The organism is Stenotrophomonas sp. (assembly GCF_032099025.1).
Classification (GTDB): Bacteria; Pseudomonadota; Gammaproteobacteria; order Xanthomonadales; family Xanthomonadaceae; genus Stenotrophomonas.
Window position 1 is genome coordinate 1 of the sequence record NZ_DAMCID010000032.1, and the last position, 20195, is coordinate 20195.

The following is a 20195-nucleotide window of genomic DNA, read 5'->3' on the forward strand; positions in this document are numbered from 1 at the left end:
GCAGCGCGCCCTGCGCGTGCAACGCACGTGCGCAGTCTTCGGCCTGCACCAGCAGCAGGCCCAGCCGCGGTCGCCACGTGTCGCTGTCCAGCTGGTGCTCCACGTCGCGGCCCAGCAGGCGCCCCCACCAGCCGGTCTGCCGGCGCAGCTGGTCGGGATCCGCCGACTGCAGCGTCCGCGCGATCTGTGCCAGCACCGCAATCAACCCGTGCCCGCCAGCGACGTCTGCGGCGGGACATGCCACATCACGTGCGGCCATTGCCTGCAGCAGCACGTCGCCGTATCGCGACAGCACCGCCGCGTCGGCGGCCACCGTGGCCGGCGGTGTTGGCAGCGCAGGCAAGGCGGGCGTGCTCATGCAGGGGGGTCACCGCCGCCGCGCTCCCAACGGGGCGGCAGGCTCGATTCGCCATAGAAATGACGCATCAGCGCCTCATCCAGGGCGCGCTCCTCCGGCGTCGCGGCGCGCTTGGGGCGGGCGCCGATGCGTGGGGCCGGCCCGTTCTCCATCTGCTGACGCACCCAACCGGCCAACAGCGCCAAGGTCTCCCCCGTGCGCTGCTGCTGCTGATGCGAGTCGCCGAGCAGCTGCACCAGCGGTGCCAACCCGGCCTGCAGTCCGTCGGCGAGCGGTTCGGCCAGCGGCGGTGCCGCTACCGGCGCCACCGGCACGGCGGCGGCCGGCACCGGTTCCACGCGTGCGGCCGACAGCCGTTCCAGCGCGGCCAGCAGTGCCGGCCAGGGTGCCGGTTCCGCGGCGGCCACCGGTGACGGCGGCGGCAGCTGCAGCGCGCTGGCGATGTCGGCCAGCTGCGCCACCACGCGGCCGCCGACATCGGCGTCGCCGGCCCCCATCGCCTTGTTGCGCAGGAAATCACGCTTGATCTGCTGCCAGCGCTGCGCCTGCTCCGCGTCGAGCGTGGCGCGCAGTTCGCTTAGCTTGAGCAGGTTCTCCTCCGCGCCAGTGGTCAACAGCTGCGCTTCGCCCGTGTAGTGGTCGGAGAGCAGCTGCTGCAGCTCGGCATCGTTCATCACCGGCGAGATCTTCTCGGCCAGCTTGTTCATGTTGCGGTAGCTGCCCTGCAACCGGAACGGCGGCTCGGTACGGTAGCGGTCGTCCTGCGCGGCGCTGGCGATGTACTGCTGGTTGACCCGGTAAACCACATCGCGCACACGCAGCATGCGCTGCAGGGTGGCGACGATCTCGTTGATCTCCGCACCGCTGTAGGCGTGGCTGAGCGCGTTGGTCGACACCTCCTTGCCCATCGCACGGTCCACCAGCAGGTACAGGTCGGCCATCTCGCGGGTGGCCAACGGTGCCAACACCGGGTTGGAGGTGAGGCTGTTTTCGATGTAGCTCAGGGTGAAGGCATCTTCCATGCCGCCCAGCACGTCGCCCAGGTTGTAGATGTCGGCGCGGTTGGCCAGCATGTCTGGAATCTTGAACACCTCGCCAGACTCGGTGTACGGGTTGCCGGCCATCACCACGCAGAACTTCTTGCCGCGCATGTCGTAGGTGCGCGTGCGACCCCGCCACACGCCTTCGATGCGGCGGGTGCCGTCGCAGAGTGAAATGAACTTCTGCAGGAACTCCGGATGGGTGTGCTGGATGTCGTCGACATACAGCATGGTGTTGTTGCCCATCTCCAGCGCCAGGTTGAGCTTCTCCAGCTCCTGCCGCGAGGTGGCGTCCGGGGCCTGTGCCGGATCCAGCGAACGTACCTCGTGGCCCAGCGCCGGGCCGTTGATCTTCATGAAGACCAGGCCAAGGCGGTGCGCCACGTACTCCATCAGCGTGGTTTTGCCGTAGCCCGGGGGCGAGATCATCATCAGCAGGCCCATCAGGTCGCTGCGCTTGTTCTCGCCCACGGTGCCCATCTGCTTGGCGAGGTTGTCGCCGATCACCCCGAGGTAGACATCGTTGATCAGCTTGTTGCGGACGAACGACGACAGCGGGCGCGCCTTGAACTCGGACAGCCGCAGGCTGTCGCGCTCGCGGCCGATGATGCGCTGGCGTACCCCCTGGTAGGCCTGGAAGGCCGGCACGAAGGTATCCACATGGTGCTGGAAGCGCGCCAGGAAATCGTCCAGCGACAGCGACAGGCGCCCCTGCACCACCCGCGCATGTTCGCCCAGCAGGCCGTCCACCTGCACCAGCAGGGCGACGTCGCTGGGGCGGTGCCGCACCGAGCGCTGCACGAGCAGCAGCGCGGCCGCTTCGTCGACATAGCCGGCATGGTCGGCGAACGCCGGCAGCCGGCACAGTGCGCGCAGCCATTGCCCCGCCAGTGCCCAGCGCAGCGCCAGGGGGTCCTGCTCGCGCTGCAGCGCGCGTTCGAACGCCTCGCGCTGCCCCGCCGCCTGCAGGTGCTGGGACAGTGCCTCCAGCAGCGCATGCGCATAGCGGCTGGTGCTGAACACCGGTTCGCCTGCCGACAGCTCCGCGCCCAGGTAGGCCGCGGCCGCCTGCGGATCGGACGTGTCCAGCGCCAGCTGCCGCGCGTCAACGAAGGCGGACAGCGCGGTGGTCATTTCCGCGCGCAGCGCCTGCTGGCCCTCGCGCGAGCCAAACAGCTGGGCGATGGCGTCAGCGCCGGCCTGGCGTGCCGGCCACTGCGCCACAGCGTCGCTACGCTGCTGCGCCGCCCAGAACAGCAGGGCCAGCGCACGTGCACGCGGCGCGTGCAGCAGGGTCCCGGCCGCCTGCTGCAGCGGCAACAACGCGCGCAGGATCAGGCACGCGTCGTGATCGTGGATGCCGCGTTCGTAACCTTCGCGGTAGCGGGGCGCGGCGAAGTCGCGCACGATCCGCTCCAGCGCCTCGGGCTCGGCCGTCGCATGCTGCAGCGCCGCCAGCTCCAGGCCATCGCGGCCGTCCATGGCCGCCTGCAGGACGCTGCCGGCCAGGTATTCGCCGCGGTACAGCGCCGCCGATTCCGAATCCAGCCCGACCTGCCAGTACGCCTTGAGCGCGGCAAGCTCCGGGTCGTGCAGCGTCTCCAGGAAGTCGGTGCCGGTCAGGTGGATGGCGAGCTCGTCGCCGCGCGGCAGCAGGGTCAGGTCCAGCGGCTGGGTGTTGACGCTGAAGCGATGGCGCGGCCCCAGCCGCACCACGTTGCCGCCGGCCTCGAACAGATCGCTGCGATCGCGCAGCGCGCGCACCGCCTGGTCACGCACGCCCTTCAGGCGCGACTCGATGTCGTCGGCCTTGACGCTGTCGCGCAGCTCGCGCAGACGCTCGGCCAGTTCGCGCAGTTTCAGTACCAGCGGGTCGCCGGCGAAAAAGGCATTGAGCTCGTCGGCGCTGGCGAAGCGCTCGGTACGCTTGGCCAGGCCGTCCAGAATGCGGCTGGCCGCGTCCAGGACCGAACGGGCCTTGCGCTGGCGCTCGTCGAGCAGCGCCTGCTTGTGGGTTTCAAAGGCCTCGATCAGCTCCTCGCGCTTGGCCAGGATGTCGCCCAGGAACTGTTCGTGCTCACCGAACTGGCTCTCCAGCTCCTCCAGCTGCACCAGCAGCCGCGACATCTGTTCGTCGGCACGCTCGGGATCGGTGGCCATCGCCAGCGCGCTGGTAATGGCCTGCGAGAACAGCGCGAACTGGGCCGCGAACTGGGCCACGGCCTCGGCCGAACCCAGGCTGCGCCGCCGCTGCTCGGCGCGGGCACGGGTCTGGTTGAGGCGGGCATAGACGGCGGAGATGGCCTCGACCACACGCGTACGTGCGGTGGCATCGTCCACTTTCAGCCCGGCCATCAGGCCAGACAGCATGTCCAGGTCGGCCGCCATGTCGCGCATGCCGGCCAGTTGTTCGTCCAGCACCCGCGCGCTCTGCGCCTGCTGCGCCGCCTCGTCCAGCACCTGCAGGCGGTCGACCAGCGGGGCCAGCGCGGCGTCGCCGGCAAGGAAGCTGCCGGTGGCCGCACCGATCGCATCGTGCGCCTGTTGCAGCGCCGCGGTCATCGCATCGATCAGGTCGGTGTCGATGTAGCGGAAGTCGCGGATAGTCAGCAGATGCCCACGTTGGGTGGAGATCGCATTGAGCGCCTCGACGAAGGCCTGCACCTCGGTCCAGTTCTCCGGCTGCAGGCGCGCGAGCAGGGCCTTCTGGCTCGACTGGGCCTGCGCCATGGCCTGCGCCGACTGCTGCCGGATCGACTGGACCTTCTCGTACTCGTCCAGGACCGACTCGCCGGTACCGCTGATCTCACGCAACAGGCCGGCGGCGCCATCGCACTGCGCGTCGTCCAGCCAGTGGTGCGCATCGAACAGGCGCCGGGTGTCCTGCACAAGCCGCTGGTAGCGCTGCACGGAGACGTCGTCGCCTTCGATGGTGCGGGCCAGGTCGAACAGGTTGGAAATGCCGCGAACCAGTTCGGCATTGCCGATCCGGCCCATGAAGGTGTTGCCCGGCGGCCGGCTGGCGGCGAACTCGTCGCTGCTGAAGGGGGTCTGCCAGACCTGCATCGGGTGGATGCGGGTCGGCTCGGTGCCTTCGGCATGGAACAGCACCATGCGCCCGTCGTGCATGAAGGCGTAGCCATGGCCGAACACCGGCACCTGCAGGATGCGCTGGATGGTGTTGTACACGAACAGCGCCGAGCGCCCGCCTTCGCGCTCATAGAAGATGTACAGCACGTCTTCGCCGTTGGGCGAACGGATGGCGCGCTTGAACTGCATGCCCTGCATGGCCGCGTCGAACGCCTTGTGCTCGCCGCTCTGCAGGTAGTAGCCCCCGGGGAAAATGATGCCGTGGTCTTCGGGCAGCTGCACGCAGGCCTGCACGATCGCATCGTTGCGCACCAGGGTGCCGGTGAGCGTGTTGTAGATCAGGCCGCGCCAGACGGTCTCGCGGTACGGCAGCACCTTGAGCAGGACCAGCGAGCCCACCCGGGCGAAATCGAACTGGGCGTCATCCAGCGACTGGGTGCTGTCGTCCACCGGCTCGCTGTAGATGCCCTGCCCGCTTTCGGTGTTGTTCTCGACCTTGATGGTGAGGTCGCCACCGGTGGTTTCGACGAACAGGGTGTCGAGGATGTTCAGGTGCGCATGGCGGCCGTTGACGGCCATGTCACGCGTGGCACGGGTCCATTCGAAGTCGAACGGCGGCGGCAGCGCAATGTCACGTTCGCCGCGCGCGTCCAGGTAGGTCAGCGCACCGTCGCGGGCCAGCGCCCAACGGAACACGCGCACGTCGCTGCTGCGCTCGCCGATCTGGAAGGCGGCCAGCAGCTTGTCGCCAATGACGATCAGCTGCAGCAGGCGCGCATGCTTGTAGTACGCATACAGCTCGCTGAAGTCGTGGACGAAGCCGGGTTGGGCCAGGAAGCTGCCCTTGGCTTCGACCGGCACCACGTCGTAGCCCTCGCCGGTCTGCACCAGCCGGTACAGGCCGAACACATCTTCGACCCGGGTCTGGGTCTTGAGACCCAGAAAAACGTTGTAGCCGAACAGCAGCAGATCGGGGCCGACCTGCACGATGTCGCGGCCAACACAGTTGTTCTCGCTGCGGATGCGGAAGCGCCCGATGACCTCCAGGCGGCTGTCGCCGAACTCGGCCAGCCGCTGCCGGTTCAGGGCATCGGCAAGCCCGCGCAGGCGGGTGCCCTGCTCGCCCAGGCGGCGGCGCAGCACTTCATAGGCACCGCCCTGGGCAACGGCCTGGTCGACGGTGGCAGTGGCAGTGGCATCCGGCGACGACGGCTCGGGACGGTTGGCGTTCTCAGACATCGGCTTCCTTCCGGCTCACGGACAACCGGCCGGACAGGCCGGCCGGAGGTGGTGCGGCGGTGGCCCGTGGGCCACCGGCTGTTTTCAGCGGGCGTCGACCACGGTCGCCGACACCGTCTCGACCGCGACGGCGGCCTCGTCGGTGATCTGGCGCGGGCCTTCTTCGCGTGGGGCGACGCCGAGATAGCGCTGCATCAGGTCCTGCACGATCGGGCTCTTGCCGGCCAGGCCCTCGATCGACTTGCCCAGCGACACGGCCTTGATCAGGCTCTCGAACATGCCGCCGTCGCCGCCCACCAGGTCGATGTCGGCATTGCGCAGCGCGCTGGCGATGACGCCGGCGTTCTCGCGCGAGACTTCCTTGCCTGCCTCGATCGAGGCCAGTGCCTGCTTGAGGCTGTTGTCGAGCATCATGCGGAACTCCTCATGACCGCGCGCGGTGTCGCTCAGCGAGGCAATGGCCTCGAACTTGCGCACCAGGCCTTCGGCTTCGGCCAGCAGCTTCTTCTGCACGACGCCGGCCTCGGCGCCGCCCACCGACTCGGTCGCGGTGGCGCGGGCACGGCCCATCTGTTCCTCGCCCTGGGCCTGCGCCTGCAGGGTCTCGGCGAGCACGCGGGCCTCGTTGGTGCCCTGCTTGAGGTGGGCCTCGGCCTTGGCCTCGATCACGCGGGCCTCGGCGATGCCAACCTTTTCGATGGCCAGTGCCGATGCCTCACGCACCTGCGCCTCGGCCAGGCCGGGGGCGGCCTGTTCGGCACGGGTACCGTCGGCAAGCAGGCGCTTGGCCTCGGCCTGCTTGCCGGCCGCTTCGTGTTCGGCCTGGGCCAGCGTGGTGATCTCCACGGCACGGTGCTTGGCGGCGGTCTCGGCGGCCTGCGCCTCCTTCACCTGCCGCACCAGCTGTTCCTGCGCCTTGCCTTCGGCGTCCAGGATCAGCACCTGCTTCTGGCGGTCGGCCTCGGAGACTTCGCGCACTTCCTTGATGCGCTCTTCTTCCTGCGCCACGGTCTTGTCGATGGCGATGCGTTCGCGGGTGATGTTGGCCACGTCCATCTTGCCGGACTCGACCACCTTGTCGCGCTCCACGCCCTGCAGCTGCACTTCACGCTGGGTGGTGACCTGCTCCAGCTGCCGCGCGCGCTCGACGCGCTCGGATTCGATGGCCACGGCGCGCTGGCGGTTCTGTTCGGCCACTTCCACTTCGCGCATGCGGTTCTGTTCGCGGATGTCGATGACTTCCTGCGCTTCGATGCGGGCCTGCTCGGAGAGCTGCCGCTGTTCTTCCTGGACCTTGGCGGTCTCGGCTTCTTCGCGCGCACGGATGGTGTCGATCTCGCGCTTCTGGCGCGCCTCGGCCTCGGCCTGCTGGCGCTCGAGCGCCAGCAGCGCCTCGCGCGCCTCGACATTCTTCTTGGTGATGGCCAGCTTCTCGTTCTGCTCCAGCTCGTTGGTGACCACGTTCTGGGTAGCGGTGAGCTCGGTGATCTTGCGGATGCCCTGGGCGTCGAGGATGTTGTTCTGGTCCAGCAGCGACTTCGGGGTCTGCTCCAGATAATCGATGGCGACATCTTCCAGCGCGTAGCCGTTGAGGTCGTTGCCGATCACGGCAATGATCTCGTCGCGGAATTCCTGGCGCTTCTCGAACAGCTCGGTGAACTCGAACTTCTTGCCGACCGTCTTCAGCGCCTCGGAGAACTTGGCATTGAACAGCTCGTCCACGGCGTGCTTGTCCGAGGCGCGGTCGGCGCCGATGGCCTTGGCCACGCGCAGCACGTCGGCCTGGGTTTCATTGACGCGCAGGTAGAAGGCGACGGCGATGTCGGCACGCATGTTGTCGCGGCAGATCAGACCTTCCTTGCCACGGCGGTCGATCTGCAGGGTGATGAGGCTGATCCGCATGAGCTCGGCGCGGTACAGCACCGGAATGATCAGCGCGCCGGTGAAATGCACCTTGGGCTGGGCGCTCATGTCGTTGACGATCAGCGCCACGCCTTGGTCGACCTTGCGGTAGAAGGCCTTGAACAGGCCGGCCAGGCCGAGCAACAGCACCAGCAGGGCGCCAACGCCGATCAGGAAGGGGGCCAGGGTCGCAACACTCATCAGTGGATCTCCTTGTCGCCCGCGAGCAGGCTGTCTTGGAACGAAAGCGCGGGGTGGCCGTGTTCGCGGGCCACCAGGTAATGGTTGTGTTCGGGCAGGTAGTCGAGCAGCACCACGCGCTCACCGCGCGGCAAGGCAGCGCCATCCTCGCGCAGGCGCACCTGCAGGATGAGCCCGGCGCCGCCATCGTCGACGGTGGCGTAACCGGTCTGCGCGGTGACCTGCGGCGACGCGACCACGCCGACGCGGCCCAGCAGCGAGGTCTGGGGAACCGGACGCAGGCGCAGCAGCAGGCGGCGGATGGGACGCAGCAGGACGACGGTGATCGGCACCGCAGGCACCAGCGCCAGCAGCGCGGTGGCGCTGCCGGCCAGCCAGCGCATGGCGTCCGGCAGCGGCTGCAGCAGGAACAGGTGCACGAAATAGGTGGCGGTCCAGCCGAAGAAGGCCAGCAGCGCGATCACCAGCATGACCGGTGCGCCGCCCAGGCCCAGGCGCGAGAACATGCCGGAGATGCCATGCAGGCCGTCGTCACCGACGTGCAGGTCCATGCCGTCGCCGCCAATGCCGTCATCGACCACGCCGCACGCGGCCAGCAGCCAGTACACCATCGCGAACGCCAGCACGATGCTGTACGGCAGCGTGGGAAACGTCAGTGCAACATTGAGGAATTCCGCCATTCCACTACTTCCCTGCATCGATGCCGCCCCCGCGGCGTCCTGCGCAACGCACTCCGGCGTTCCGCGACTACGCGCCGTGACGGCCGCGCCCTGTCCTGTCGATGCTACGTGAAATCGGGGTTAGCGCCCATAGGGGTTTTCCGACGCGAAGCGCTCCCGACCAACGGTCGGGAGCTGCCGCGGAGCAGGCGCGTGGCGCCTAATCGGCCTCGTGGCAGTCGGCCCTGCGGACCTCTTCGACGAATTTGCGCATCTTGTAGCCGTCCTTGATGCCCGGCTCGATTTCGATGCCGCTGGAGACATCCACGCCCCACGGCAAGGTGGCGACGATGGCGTCGAAGACGTTGTCCGGGGTGATCCCGCCCGCCAGCAGGAACGGGCGGTGCAGGCCGGTGGGCAGGCGGGTCCAGTCGAACGCCACGCCGGTGCCGCCACCGCCGCCCGGGGCATGGCTGTCGAACAGGAAACCGGCCGCGCTGGGATAGCGCAGCTGCAGCTGGCGGGCGTTGACTTCTTCACGCCCGCCCATCGCCACCGCCTTCAGGTAGGGCATGTTGAAGCCGCGGCAGAACGATTCGTCCTCGTCGCCGTGGAACTGCAACAGGGTGGGACGGACCGTGCGCAGCACCTCGCGCACCTCTTCCTTGCTGTTGTCGCGGAACAGCGCGACCACGTCGACCATCGGCGCGATCGCCTGGCGCATGGCGCGGGCCTCGGCGGGGGCGACGCGGCGCTTGCTCTCCCGCGCGAAGATGAAACCCACCGCATCCACGCCGAGCTCGCCGGCCAGGCGTACATCGCCGGCGCGGGTCATGCCGCAGAACTTGATGCGGGTGCGGTAGAAAGAGCGGCTCATAAAGTGACCTCGGCGGGCAGATGCCAGTTGTCGGGGTATAGCGGACCAACAAACACCAATCCCTGCGGCGGCGCAGTGGGGCCGGCCACGGTGCGGTCCTGGCCAGCCAGCAGCTCGGCCATCCAGGACACCGGCTTTTCCCCCGTTCCGATCAGGATCAGTGAACCGACGATATTGCGCACCATGTGATGAAGGAATGCATTGGCCTGAACGCAGACCTCCACCACGTCGCCCTGGCGGGTCACGCTGATCGCCTGCAGGTCGCGCCGCGCATGCAGTGCCTCGCACTGGACGCTGCGGAACGCGCTGAAGTCGTTTTCCCCCAGCAGGGCCTGCCCGGCCGCGTGCATGCGCGCGGCATCCAGCGGGCGGCGCTCCCAGCTCAGGGTCTGCCGGTACAGCGCCGGGCGGATGGTCCGGTTCAGCAGGCGGTAGCGGTAACGGCGTGCCCGGGCGGAGAACCGCGCGTGGAAGTCGTCGGCCACCGGCACGCACCAGCGCACCGCGATGGAGCGCGGCAGCCGGGTGGTGGTGCCCAGGGTCCAGCCGCGCGGGTCGCGCACCACGTCGGTCTCGAAATGCACCACCTGGCATTCGCCATGCACCCCGGCGTCGGTACGCCCGGCGCAGACCACCTGGATGGGCGCGTCGGCCACCGACGACAGGGCGTCCTGCAGACTGGCCTGCACGCTGGGGCAGCCGCTCTGGCCCAGCTGCTGCCAGCCCTTGAATTCGCTGCCGTCGTATTCCACGCCCAGTGCGTAGCGCATGGTCAACCTCTCACCCCAGCCGCGCCAGCAGCTCGCGGGCCTGCAGCTGGCTGTGCAGGTCGCCGGCGGTCGCCACTTCCTGCAGCAGGGTGCGCGCGGTGTCGGCGTCGCCCAGGTCCAGGTAGGCGATCGCCAGTTCCAGGCGGTCGCGGCCCGGCGCACCCAGCGGCGCGGCAACGGGGGCAGGCGCCTCGGCGACATCCTCGGCAGCGGCAGCGGACACCTCGGGGGTCTCTTCCGGGAACTCGAACACGCCGCGGTAGGACGGCTGCTCGGCCGCCTCCAGTGCGTGCGCCGGCACCGGGTCCAGGTCGGCGACGCGCGGCTCGGCGGCGTCGATCAGCGGCTCGGCGGCGAATGCCTCGCCCCGACCGGGCTGCGGCTCCAGGGTGAACATCGGCTCGCGGCGGCCTTCCTCTACGGCGCGCTCGTTGGCGAGGACGTAGTCCGGGGCATCGCGCAGGTCGTCGCCCTCCTCCTCGACGTCCTGCTGCGCGGCCAGTTCGTCCACGTAATCGGCGGCGGGCACCGCAGCGGCCAGACTGACGGCGTCCAGCCCCTGGCGGCGCAGCGGCGGCAACGGCGACGGCTTGCGGCGGCGGGCCAGTGCCCAGCCGGCGACCACCAGCAGCAGCACCCCCAGCCCCAGCCAGTACCAGCCCCCACCGCCGGCCTCGCGCGCGGCCGGCGCATCGCCAAGGCGTTGCTGCGCGGCGGCCAGGTCGCTGTCCTTCATTGCGATCAGCGAGGCCTGCTGCTGCTTGAGTTTCTCCAGATCGGCCACGCGGTTGCGCAGTTCCTGGATCTCGGCGTCGCGGGTGGCCACATCTTCCTTGGCCTGCCGCAGTTGTTCATTGCCCAGCATGTCACCCTCGCTGCCGGCGGCAGTGCCGGTGGTTGTCCCTGCATTGTTGTCGGTGGCGGCGACCGCCGGGGCGATCTCCAGGCGTCCGCCGCTGGCGGCTGGCGCGCTGGCCGCAGCCAGCGCAGGCGCGGCCGGCGTGGCAGCGACGCCGCTGCTGGCCGGCTGCGGAATCGCCGAACGGGCCTGGCGCCACTGCGCGGCATGCTCGCGCACGATGGCGGCAGCTTCACTCGGATCGATGGGGGCGCCGGCGTCACTGCCCGGGCTGCGCAGCACCGCGCCCTGCTTGAGCAGGTTCACGTTGCCGCGGATGAAGGCATCGGGGTTGGCGCGCAGCAACGCGATCATGGCCTGGTCGCGGCTGAGACCCTGCTCACGCGCCATGCCGCCGGCGATCTGCGACAAGGTCTGGCCGCGCTGCACGGTGATGCTGCCGTCGGCAGCCGCCGTCGGTGCAGGCGAAGCCGTGGCCTGGCGGCGCGACGGCGCGGCATTGCGCGGCGGCACCGGACTGGTGCGAGAGGGTGTGGTCTCGGCGGCCACGGGCTCGGTGGGTGCCGGGGCCGGCTCGGGCTCCCGCACGATCGCGTTGGACATCGCGCCGGCCGGGGCGACGATCTCGGGCTCGGCCACCGCCAATGCGCTGTCCGGCGCATCGACCAGCGCCGAATACTCCCGGACCAGGCGGCCCTGGCCCCAGTCGGCTTCGATCAGGAAATTCAATGAGGGCGTGGTGACCGGGGCCTGCGAGCTCACCCGCACCACGGCACGCCCATCGGCGTTGCGGGTCAGTTCGAACTGCAGTTCGCTGACCAGCCCGGTCGGGCGGTCCAGCCCTACCCGTGCAAACGTCACCGGCGAGGCCAGCGCCACGCGCAGGTTCTGCAGCTCGGCCGGGTCGGCCGAGATCACCGGGATTTCAGCCAGCAATGGCTCGCCGGGTTTGGAAAGCACCCGGATATCGCCCAGCCCGAGGGCCATGGCGGAACTGCTGGCCAGGGCCAGCAGCAGGGTCGACGCATACTTGATCGGACGCAATGCGCCCGGAACCCGGTTCTTCATGGCGGGCAATATAGCGATTCCCGACCAATACAGCCACGCAGGAATCCCGGCCACGCACGACGTGGCGCTACGCATGCCCACCGGGAAGGAGGTACCACGCCCTGCGCGGTACCTTCGTCCGTCAGCCTTCGGCAGCCACCAGCTCGGCCAGCTGCACCGCATTGAGCGCGGCGCCCTTGCGGATGTTGTCGGACACGATCCACAGGTTCAGGCCGCGCGGATGCGACAGATCCTCACGGATGCGGCCGACGTAGACCGCATCATTGCCCGAGGCGTGCGTCACCGGGGTCGGGTAACCGCCGGCTTCGTGCCGGTCGACCACTTCCACACCCGGCGAGCGCGACAGCAGCTCGCGTGCGGCATCCGGGGTGACCTTGTCGCGGGTCTCGATGGTCACCGCTTCGGAATGGCCGTAGAACACCGGCACGCGCACGGCGGTGGGATTGACCAGGATGCTGTCGTCGCCAAGGATCTTGCGGGTCTCCCAGACCAGCTTCATCTCTTCCTTGGTGAAGCCGTTGTCCTGGAAGTCGTCGATATGCGGGATCAGGTTGAACGCGATCTGCACCGGGAAGCGCTGCGGATCGATTTCCTGGAAGCTGAGCAGCTGGCCGGTCTGCTTGCCCAGCTCCTCCAGCGCGGAGCGACCACCACCGGACACCGACTGGTAGGTGGCCACGTTGATGCGCTGGATGCCGTACTGGCGGTGCAGCGGGGCCAGCGCCACCAGCATCTGCATGGTCGAGCAGTTCGGATTGGCGATGATGCCGCGCGGACGGTTCTTCAGCGCCTCCGGGTTCACTTCGGAGACCACCAGCGGCACGTCATCGTCGTAGCGGAAGGCCGAGGAGTTGTCGATCACCACCGCACCTGCGGCGGCGAACTTCGGGCCGAACTCCTTGGAGACGCTGCCACCTGCCGAGAACAGCGCGATGTCCACGCCGGCCGGGTCGAAACTGGCCAGGTCCTGGACCTTGACCTTGCTGCCTTGGAAGTCGATCTCGCCGCCGGCCGAACGCGAGGACGCGAGCAGGCTCAGCGTGGCGATCGGGAAGTTGCGCTCGGCCAGGATGGCCAGCATGGTTTCGCCGACGGCGCCGGTAGCACCGACGACTGCGACGTGGAAACGACGATCAGGGTTGTTCATGGAAACCTCGTTTGATGGTTTGCCGACCAACAGTCGGCACTACCGGGATGTATACCGACCAACGGTCGGTACCTACCGTGGTGAAGAGGGGACACGCGCTGCGGATTGGGTTCGGGGAACCTCACGTGATGACCGCGCGGTTCCCTATCGTTTTGCGTCGTCGATTTTTTTCGCGCCCACGGCCTGGCCACCGGCTTTCACGGCAGCAACGGCGTCGGCGTTGATCGCGCTCGGCGGGTGGCCGGCGTGCGGCCCCTGCCCCAGCGCGGCAGTCAGGTTGTCCACCGCCAGCTGCACCATGGCCCGGCGCGTGGCCTGGCTGGCGCTGCCGATATGCGGGGTCAGCACGATGTTGTGCAGGGCCAGCAGTTCCGGGCGCACCGTCGGCTCGCCTTCGAATACATCCAGCCCGGCGGCGGCCAGGCGGCCATGGGCCAGTGCGTCGGCGAGCGCCAGCTCGTCGACGATGCCACCGCGCGCGATGTTGACCAGGGTGGCGGTCGGCTTCATCTTCGCCAGTGCATCGGCATCGATGATGTGATGCGAGGAGGCGTTGTACGGCAGCACCAGCACGAGGTGGTCGGCCTGCGCCAACAGGCTGTCCAGGTCCACGTACTGCGCGCCGACCTCGGCCTCGGTCGCCTCGGGCAGGCGCGAGCGGTTGTGGTAGAGCACGCGCATGCCGAAGCCGTGCGCGCCGCGGCGGGCAATGCCCTGGCCGATACGGCCCATGCCGAGGATGCCCAGCGTGCTGCCGTGGATGTCCGCGCCCAGCATGGTCTGGAAGGACCACTGGCCCCACTGCCCGTCACGCAGCCAGCGCTCGGACTCGGTGATGCGGCGGGCGGTGGCCATCAGCAGCGCAAAGCCAAGATCGGCCGTGGTTTCAGTCAGGACATCCGGTGTGTTGCTGGCCAGGATGCCGGCCGCGCTGAGCGCGTCGACATCCAGATTGTTGTAGCCCACGCCGACATTGGCGATCGCGCGCAGCTGCGGCGCGTTGGCGATCTCGGCCGGGCCGATGCGCTCGTTGAGGGTGATCAGCGCGCCGTCGACGCCGGCCAGCCGCTCGGCCAGCACCTGCGGCGTGTAGCGGGTGACATCGGCGGTCATGGTCAGGTCGAAATGCTGCCCGAGCTGCTCGATGACATCATCGAACAGCGGCTGGCTGACCCACACCTTTGGCCGCGTCTCAGCCATCGATCGACCCTGGAATGCGCGGGGTGATGTCGCCGACATCGCCGCACTGGGCGCGGTGGCGCAGCGCCTGGTCCATCAGCACCAGCGCCATCATCGCCTCGGCGATGGGGGTGGCACGGATGCCCACGCAGGGGTCGTGGCGACCGGTGGTGATCACCTCCACGGCGGCGCCGCTGGCGTCCACGGTCGCGCCTGGCAGGCGCAGGCTCGAGGTCGGCTTGAGTACGATCGACGCCGTGACCTGCTGCCCGGTGGAAATGCCGCCGAGGATGCCGCCGGCATGGTTGCTGGCGAAGCCCTCGGGCGTGATCAGGTCGCGGTGTTCGGTGCCCAGCTGCGCGATGCTGGCGAAGCCGTCGCCGATTTCCACGCCCTTCACCGCATTGATGCTCATCAGGGCCGCCGCCAGCTCACCATCGAGCTTGCCGTAGATGGGTTCACCCCAACCGGGCGGCACGCCATCGGCGACCACGTTGACGCGCGCACCGACCGAATCGCCGGACTTGCGCAGCGCATCCATGTAGCTTTCCAGCGCCGGCACCTGTTCGGCCACTGGCCAGAAGAACGGGTTGTCTTCCACCGCCGACCAGTCATGCCCGGTCGGGGTGATCTCGCCCAGCTGCGAGAGGTAGCCTCGCACGGTCACGCCGAAGCGCTGCAGCAGCCACTTCTTCGCAATCACGCCGGCGGCCACGCGCATGGTAGTCTCGCGCGCGGACGAACGGCCACCGCCGCGCGGATCGCGGATGCCGTACTTCTGCCAGTAGCTGTAGTCGGCATGCCCGGGACGGAACTGCTGGGCGATGTTGGTGTAATCCTTGCTGCGCTGGTCGGTGTTGCGGATCAGCAGGGCGATCGGGGTACCGGTGGTGCGGCCCTCGTACACGCCCGACAGGATCTCGACCTCGTCGGCCTCGCGCCGCGCGGAGGTATGCCGGCTCTTGCCGGTGGCGCGGCGCTGCAGGTCGTGGGCGAACTCGTCGACGCTGATCTCCAGCCCCGGCGGGCACCCGTCGATCACGCAGCCGATCGCCGGACCGTGCGATTCGCCGAAGGTGGTGACCGTGAGCAGTCTGCCGAAGCTGTTGGAACTCACGGCCGCTGCGCCGCCAGTTCGGTGATGCGGGCGCTGTGGGCGATCAGTTCGCGGCACTCGACGGCGAAGATGCCCATCTGGCCGACCTTGAACTCGACCCAGGCGAAGTCCACTTCGGGCAGCAGCTTGATCAGGTGCTGCTCGGACTCGCCCACTTCGCAGATCAGCAGGCCGTCTTCGCTGAGGTGCAGCGGGGCGTCGCGCAGGATCTTCAGGACCAGGTCGAGGCCGTCGTCGCCGGCACGCAGGCCCATCTCGGGCTCGTACGAGTATTCCTTCGGCAGCGCGTCGGTCTCGTCGTTGGTGACGTACGGCGGGTTGGTGACGATCAGGTCGTAGTGACGGCCGGTAAGACCGTTGAACAGGTCGGACTTGAGCAGGGTGACGTTGTGCGCCCGCAGGCGTTCCTTGTTCTCTTCGGCCAGGCTCAGCGCATCGTCGCTGAGGTCCACGCCGTCCACCTCCCAGTTGGGGTAGTAGTGGCCCATGGCGATGGCGATGCAGCCCGATCCGGTGCACAGGTCGAGGGCGCGCTGGACGTCACGACCGGCCAGCCAGGGCTCGAAGCCGGTCTCGATCAGTTCGGCGATGGGCGAACGCGGCACCAGGGCGCGGCTGTCGCTCTTGAAGCTCAGCCCCGCGAACCAGGCCTCACCGGTAAGGTAGGCGGCCGGCAGGCGCTCGCTGATGCGGCGCTCGAACAGGGCCAGCACCTCGGCCTTCTCCGGCGTGGTCACCCGCGCCGCACCGTAGGCCGGGCCCAGGTCATGCGGCAGGTGCAGGGCATGCAGGACCAGCTGGGTGGCTTCGTCCAGGGCATTGTCGTAGCTGTGCCCGAACGTCAGCCCGGCGGCGTTGAAACGGCTGGTGCCGTAGCGGATCAGGTCGATGATCGTATGGAGTTCGGCGGCCGTTTCGGCAGTCATGGCAAGGCAACAGACAAAGTGGTCCCCGATTATAGGCGCTGCGGCGCAGCACGGCATCCGTTGCAGCCGAAACGGTGAGACCGGGGCCCCATCCCCTATCATGGTGGCCCCTTCCGGGAACGGGCTTCCATGTTCAATCGCAACGTCGGCATCATCCTGCTCATCGCGCTGGCCGCCGGGCTCGGCCTGGTGGTTGCCCAGAAGGTGTTCGCGCCCAAAGCGGCCGGCAACCGCCCCGCGACCGAGTCGATCACCTTCTATCCGCAGCCGCGGCCGCTGCCGGACTTCAACCTGGGCCAGTCCGACGGCACCCGCCTGATTCCCGGCGAGCTGAAGGGCCACTGGACCCTGGTATTCCTGGGCTTCACCGCCTGCCCGGATGTCTGCCCGACCACTCTGGTTGACCTGGCCCAGGCCCAGAAACAGTGGGAAGCGCTGCCGGAGACCCTGCGCCCGCGGCTGGTGTTCGTTTCCGTGGACCCCGAGCGCGACACCCCCGCCCGGCTGGGCGAGTACGCGCACGCCTTCCACAAGGACACCCTGGCCGCCACCGCCGACGTGCCGTCGCTGGAGCGCTTTGCGACCTCGCTGGGCTTCGTGTTCCAGAAGGTGCCAGGCAGGGACGTCGATACCAACCCGCAGGATTACACCCTGGAACACTCGGCCAGCCTGGCCGTGCTGGACCCGGACGGCAAGCTGGCCGGCCTGATCCGCCCCCCTTTCAACGCGCAGGCCATTGCCCGCGACCTGAACCTGTTGACCGAGAAATCCGCCCCATGAGCCTGACCACCACGCTGAGCTACGCCCTGCCCCACCGCCTGCTGTCGTCCATGGCGCGGCGCCTGGCGTATTCAAGCAACCCGCGGGTCTCGCGCTGGCTCATCGACACCGTGACGGCGAAGTTCGGCGTGAACCTGGCCGAGGCCGCCAACCCGGACCCGCGCAGCTACGCCACCTTCAACCAGTTCTTCACCCGCGCCCTCAAGCCCGGTGCACGCGTGCCCGACGCCGGTGCGCGCACGCTGGTGATGCCGGCCGACGGCCGGATCAGCCAGCTCGGTGCCATCGAGGACGGGCGCATCTTCCAGGCCAAGGGCCAGTCGTTCACCGCCGCCGAGCTGCTCGGCGACGCCGCCGACGCCGAGGTGTTCCACCACGGTCTGTTCGCCACCGTGTATCTCTCGCCGAAGGACTACCACCGGGTGCACATGCCCTGGACCGGCACCCTGCGCGAGACCGTTCACGTCCCGGGCCGGTTGTTCAGCGTCGGCCCGGCCGCGGTGAACAACGTGCCGGGACTGTTTGCCCGCAACGAGCGGCTGGTCTGCCATTTCGACACCGATTTCGGCCCGATGGTGCAGGTGATGGTCGGCGCACTGCTGGTATCGGGCGTGGAGACGGTGTGGAGCGGCGAGGAGATTCCGCGTTACGGCGACACCATCACGCGCAAGGATTACCGCGGCAAGGGCATCACCCTGGAGCGCTTCGCCGAGATGGCGCGCTTCAACTACGGCTCCACCGTGATCGTGCTGCTGCCGCCGGGCGTGGCCGATTTCGCGCCGCACCTGGATGCCGAGCATGCCGTGCAGCTGGGGCAGGCATTGGCCACCCTTCGTTGAAACGCAGATACGCCATGCGTGTCAACGCCATGACCCTGCGCACGTAAACCCGCAACAAAAAACGCCCCGCTTTCGCGGGGCGTCTGTTTTCAGGCATTGCCCGCGCCGTGCGCGAACTCGACGGGTCCTACATCCATCCCGTCGTAATCTTCCACGCCGTTGGCTTCGGCCAGTGCCTGCAGCTCGTGGTTGCGGGCATCCAGCGAGTCTTCGGTGTGCACCTCGGCGCGCTCCACGTGCAACACGTGGTACGGCGCCTCGCCTTCTTCCAGCTCCGGCTCGAACACCTCCACCAGGGTGTAGCCCAGGCCGACCAGCTTCTCGCCCAGACCGTGCAGCGGCTCCGGGGTGGTGTTGACGAAGAAGTAGCCCCACAGCATCGGGCCATTGAGGTCCCAATCGGTGTTTTCACGGATGTTGGCGAACATCTCGTTGATTGCGGTGATATCCATCCGTATTCCTCTGGTGTGCTGCTGCCGGTCGGCGCAGGCGCGATGGGGCCGAGCCTACCGGGTTCAGGTGTTATTTGCTGCATCCCTGCAGTTTGATGGCCTGGCCCTGGCGCAGCGCATAGGCCGGTGCCTTGAGCCCGTTGGCGCGCGCCAGTTCACGCACGTCGCAGTTGAACTTGTCGGCAATCCGGCCCAGGGTCTCGCCCTTGCCAACCTTGTGGCTGCGCACCGGCTTGGCCTTGGGCCTGGCCGCCGGCACGGCCACCGGGGCAACCGGGGTCGTGGCGGGCACCGTGGGCTGCACGCCGGCCACCGGCACCACGCTGCCCACCGCAACGTTGCCGGTGTAGCTGGCCGCAGTGGGACGCACGATGGCGGCATTGAGGTCGGCGGTGATCAGCGTACGGGCCAGGTCGGCGCGCGGGCCGCTCACGCAGTAGCGGTTGTACAGCCCGGCAATGCGGGTGGTGGCATTGATGATCGTCCCGGCCGGAATCCAGCCGTCCGCCTCGTAGCGCGGGTTGAGGTTGCGCAGCGCGCGCATGTAGCCGTCGCGGGTGCCGGTGCTGCCCAGGCAGATGGTGAGCTCGTAGATGGTGGTCGACTTGGCCAGGCGGATCGTGGCCGGCTGCGCGCTGACCTTGGGGAAGTCCACACCGTACTGCTGTGGATGCAGGTAGATCCACGCCGCGGCGATCACCATCGGCACGTAGTCCTTGGTTTCTGCCGGGAACTGGTTGTAGACGCTGTCGACCCAGAAGCTCTGCCCCGCGTTCTGGCGATACACCCGCCCGGCACGGCCTTCGCCACCGTTGTAGCCGGCCAGCGACAGTTCCACGTTGTTGTTGAGTTCGCGCATGCGCTCGTTGAGGTAGCTGGCACTGGCCTCGGCGGCACTGCGCGCGTCGAAGCGGGTGTCGAAGCCGGTGCCGTCCGGGCCGAGCCCGAAGCGGCGGCCGGTGGCCGGCATGAACTGCATCAGCCCGGCGGCGCCCGCGCGCGAGGAGGCGTGCACGCGGCCGTTGGATTCCTTGGCCATGATCCCGAACAGCAGCGCCTCCGGCAGGCCACGCTTCTCCCATTCCGGCCACATCACCGCGCGCAGGGTCTGGTAGTTCTCATAGGTATTCATCAACGCCGGGCGCATGTCGGTCAGCCAGCGACGGATGCCGGCCTGCACGGCCGGGTTGTATTCGACCATGTTGTCGAACGCGTGGCGCTTGTCGTTGAGCAGCGCGGCGGCACGCGCCGCCTCTGGCACATCGGCAGTCAACGGGCCGACATGGTCCGGGTCGGCCTCGAGCAGACCGCCATCGCTGGCGATCGCGTCGCTGTCGTCGCCATCGCGCGCATCGGCATTGTTCTTGAGCAGGCGCTTGTAGGTGACCAGCAGGTTGCTGACCTGGCAGCCCTTCTGGGCCACGCAGGCGCTGATCACGTCTTCCATGTCCTCCAGCGCGGCATCGCCTTCGTTCTTGCCCTTCGGGTCGGCGTTGTTCACCAGCACCAGCGCATTGGCATAGCGCTTCTCGGCGGCCGCCATGCGCTGCTCGAGCGCCTCGATCTTCACCCGGTCACGGGAGGAGACGCGCTGGGCATGGGCCTCGGGCACGAACGACAGCACGGCGGCCAGCGCCAACAGCGGCCAACCACGGACAAGCAAGACAGGAACGGGCATTTTTGGCACTGTGG

The 20195-nt window shown here is 68.5% G+C and carries 14 protein-coding genes and 1 pseudogene; 2 read left to right on the forward strand and 13 right to left on the reverse strand.

The genetic code is table 11. The features are described from left to right. From RT456_RS17100 to prmB, 11 genes and pseudogenes are all read right to left on the reverse strand, one after another. Positions 1–358, reverse strand: a pseudogene (locus RT456_RS17100) (hypothetical protein); the annotation flags it as partial. Continuing rightward, a complete protein-coding gene (locus RT456_RS17105; protein ID WP_313348340.1) occupies positions 355–5727 on the reverse strand; it encodes a DNA repair ATPase in 5373 nt (1790 codons plus the stop codon). The gene RT456_RS17105 and the pseudogene RT456_RS17100, both read right to left, overlap by 4 nt. Positions 5728–5811: 84 nt before the next feature. Beyond that, positions 5812–7830 carry a hypothetical protein gene (locus tag RT456_RS17110; protein WP_313348341.1) on the reverse strand — a complete coding sequence of 673 codons (2019 nt, stop codon included), beginning with the start codon at positions 7828–7830 and terminating at the stop codon, positions 5812–5814. Continuing rightward, on the reverse strand, positions 7830–8510 hold the full coding sequence (locus RT456_RS17115) for a hypothetical protein (RefSeq protein WP_313348343.1): 681 nt from the start codon (positions 8508–8510) through the stop codon (positions 7830–7832). Before RT456_RS17115 ends, RT456_RS17110 begins: the two co-directional genes overlap by 1 nt. A 199-nt stretch (positions 8511–8709) precedes the next feature. Then, entirely contained in the window at positions 8710–9366 is a 657-nt protein-coding gene (locus tag RT456_RS17120) for a phosphoribosylanthranilate isomerase (RefSeq protein WP_313348345.1), read from the reverse strand. Beyond that, positions 9363–10136, reverse strand: coding sequence for a tRNA pseudouridine(38-40) synthase TruA (gene truA, locus RT456_RS17125; protein WP_313348346.1), 774 nt, complete (start codon positions 10134–10136; stop codon positions 9363–9365). The genes RT456_RS17120 and truA overlap by 4 nt, the downstream gene beginning before the upstream one ends. Before the next feature lie 10 nt (positions 10137–10146). Next, entirely contained in the window at positions 10147–12063 is a 1917-nt protein-coding gene (locus RT456_RS17130; protein ID WP_313348347.1) for a FimV/HubP family polar landmark protein, read from the reverse strand. Between the two features lie 121 nt (positions 12064–12184). Beyond that, positions 12185–13210, reverse strand: coding sequence for an aspartate-semialdehyde dehydrogenase (locus RT456_RS17135; protein ID WP_313348348.1), 1026 nt, complete (start codon positions 13208–13210; stop codon positions 12185–12187). A 144-nt stretch (positions 13211–13354) separates the two neighbouring features. Continuing rightward, the gene (locus tag RT456_RS17140) at positions 13355–14410 is read right to left on the reverse strand and encodes a D-glycerate dehydrogenase (RefSeq protein WP_313348349.1); all 1056 of its coding nucleotides are present in this window, start codon (positions 14408–14410) and stop codon (positions 13355–13357) included. After that, a complete protein-coding gene (gene aroC / locus RT456_RS17145) occupies positions 14403–15506 on the reverse strand; it encodes a chorismate synthase (protein WP_313348351.1) in 1104 nt (367 codons plus the stop codon). The genes RT456_RS17140 and aroC overlap by 8 nt, the downstream gene beginning before the upstream one ends. Then, positions 15503–16432, reverse strand: coding sequence for a 50S ribosomal protein L3 N(5)-glutamine methyltransferase (prmB, locus tag RT456_RS17150; protein ID WP_313348353.1), 930 nt, complete (start codon positions 16430–16432; stop codon positions 15503–15505). Before prmB ends, aroC begins: the two co-directional genes overlap by 4 nt. Before the next feature lie 129 nt (positions 16433–16561). Between prmB and RT456_RS17155 the strand changes: the two genes are divergently transcribed. Continuing rightward, positions 16562–17212 (forward strand): SCO family protein, encoded by a 651-nt coding sequence (locus tag RT456_RS17155; protein WP_313348355.1) that lies wholly within the window; start codon positions 16562–16564, stop codon positions 17210–17212. Continuing rightward, positions 17209–18051 (forward strand): archaetidylserine decarboxylase, encoded by an 843-nt coding sequence (asd, locus tag RT456_RS17160; protein WP_313348357.1) that lies wholly within the window; start codon positions 17209–17211, stop codon positions 18049–18051. Before RT456_RS17155 ends, asd begins: the two co-directional genes overlap by 4 nt. Positions 18052–18140: 89 nt before the next feature. Here the strand turns inward: asd and RT456_RS17165 are convergent, their stop codons facing one another. Together RT456_RS17165 and RT456_RS17170 are read right to left on the reverse strand one after the other, a co-directional pair. Next, positions 18141–18503, reverse strand: coding sequence for a ribonuclease E inhibitor RraB (locus tag RT456_RS17165; protein WP_313348359.1), 363 nt, complete (start codon positions 18501–18503; stop codon positions 18141–18143). 70 nt (positions 18504–18573) lie between these two features. Continuing rightward, positions 18574–20181: a transglycosylase SLT domain-containing protein gene (locus RT456_RS17170; RefSeq protein ID WP_313348360.1), complete on the reverse strand. Its 1608-nt coding sequence runs from the start codon at positions 20179–20181 to the stop codon at positions 18574–18576. Positions 20182–20195: the final 14 nt, after the last annotated feature.

Bases quoted from the DNA above. Each gene is read 5' to 3' on its own strand.
- RT456_RS17105 (WP_313348340.1), bottom strand. From the start codon at position 5,727: ATGTCTGAGAACGCCAACCGTCCCGAGCCGTCGTCGCCGGATGCCACT.
- RT456_RS17110 (WP_313348341.1), bottom strand. From the start codon at position 7,830: ATGAGTGTTGCGACCCTGGCCCCCTTCCTGATCGGCGTTGGCGCCCTG.
- RT456_RS17115 (WP_313348343.1), bottom strand. From the start codon at position 8,510: ATGGCGGAATTCCTCAATGTTGCACTGACGTTTCCCACGCTGCCGTAC.
- RT456_RS17120 (WP_313348345.1), bottom strand. From the start codon at position 9,366: ATGAGCCGCTCTTTCTACCGCACCCGCATCAAGTTCTGCGGCATGACC.
- truA (WP_313348346.1), bottom strand. From the start codon at position 10,136: ATGCGCTACGCACTGGGCGTGGAATACGACGGCAGCGAATTCAAGGGC.
- RT456_RS17130 (WP_313348347.1), bottom strand. From the start codon at position 12,063: ATGAAGAACCGGGTTCCGGGCGCATTGCGTCCGATCAAGTATGCGTCG.
- RT456_RS17135 (WP_313348348.1), bottom strand. From the start codon at position 13,210: ATGAACAACCCTGATCGTCGTTTCCACGTCGCAGTCGTCGGTGCTACC.
- RT456_RS17140 (WP_313348349.1), bottom strand. From the start codon at position 14,410: ATGGCTGAGACGCGGCCAAAGGTGTGGGTCAGCCAGCCGCTGTTCGAT.
- prmB (WP_313348353.1), bottom strand. From the start codon at position 16,432: ATGACTGCCGAAACGGCCGCCGAACTCCATACGATCATCGACCTGATC.
- RT456_RS17155 (WP_313348355.1), top strand. From the start codon at position 16,562: ATGTTCAATCGCAACGTCGGCATCATCCTGCTCATCGCGCTGGCCGCC.
- asd (WP_313348357.1), top strand. From the start codon at position 17,209: ATGAGCCTGACCACCACGCTGAGCTACGCCCTGCCCCACCGCCTGCTG.
- RT456_RS17165 (WP_313348359.1), bottom strand. From the start codon at position 18,503: ATGGATATCACCGCAATCAACGAGATGTTCGCCAACATCCGTGAAAAC.
- RT456_RS17170 (WP_313348360.1), bottom strand. From the start codon at position 20,181: ATGCCCGTTCCTGTCTTGCTTGTCCGTGGTTGGCCGCTGTTGGCGCTG.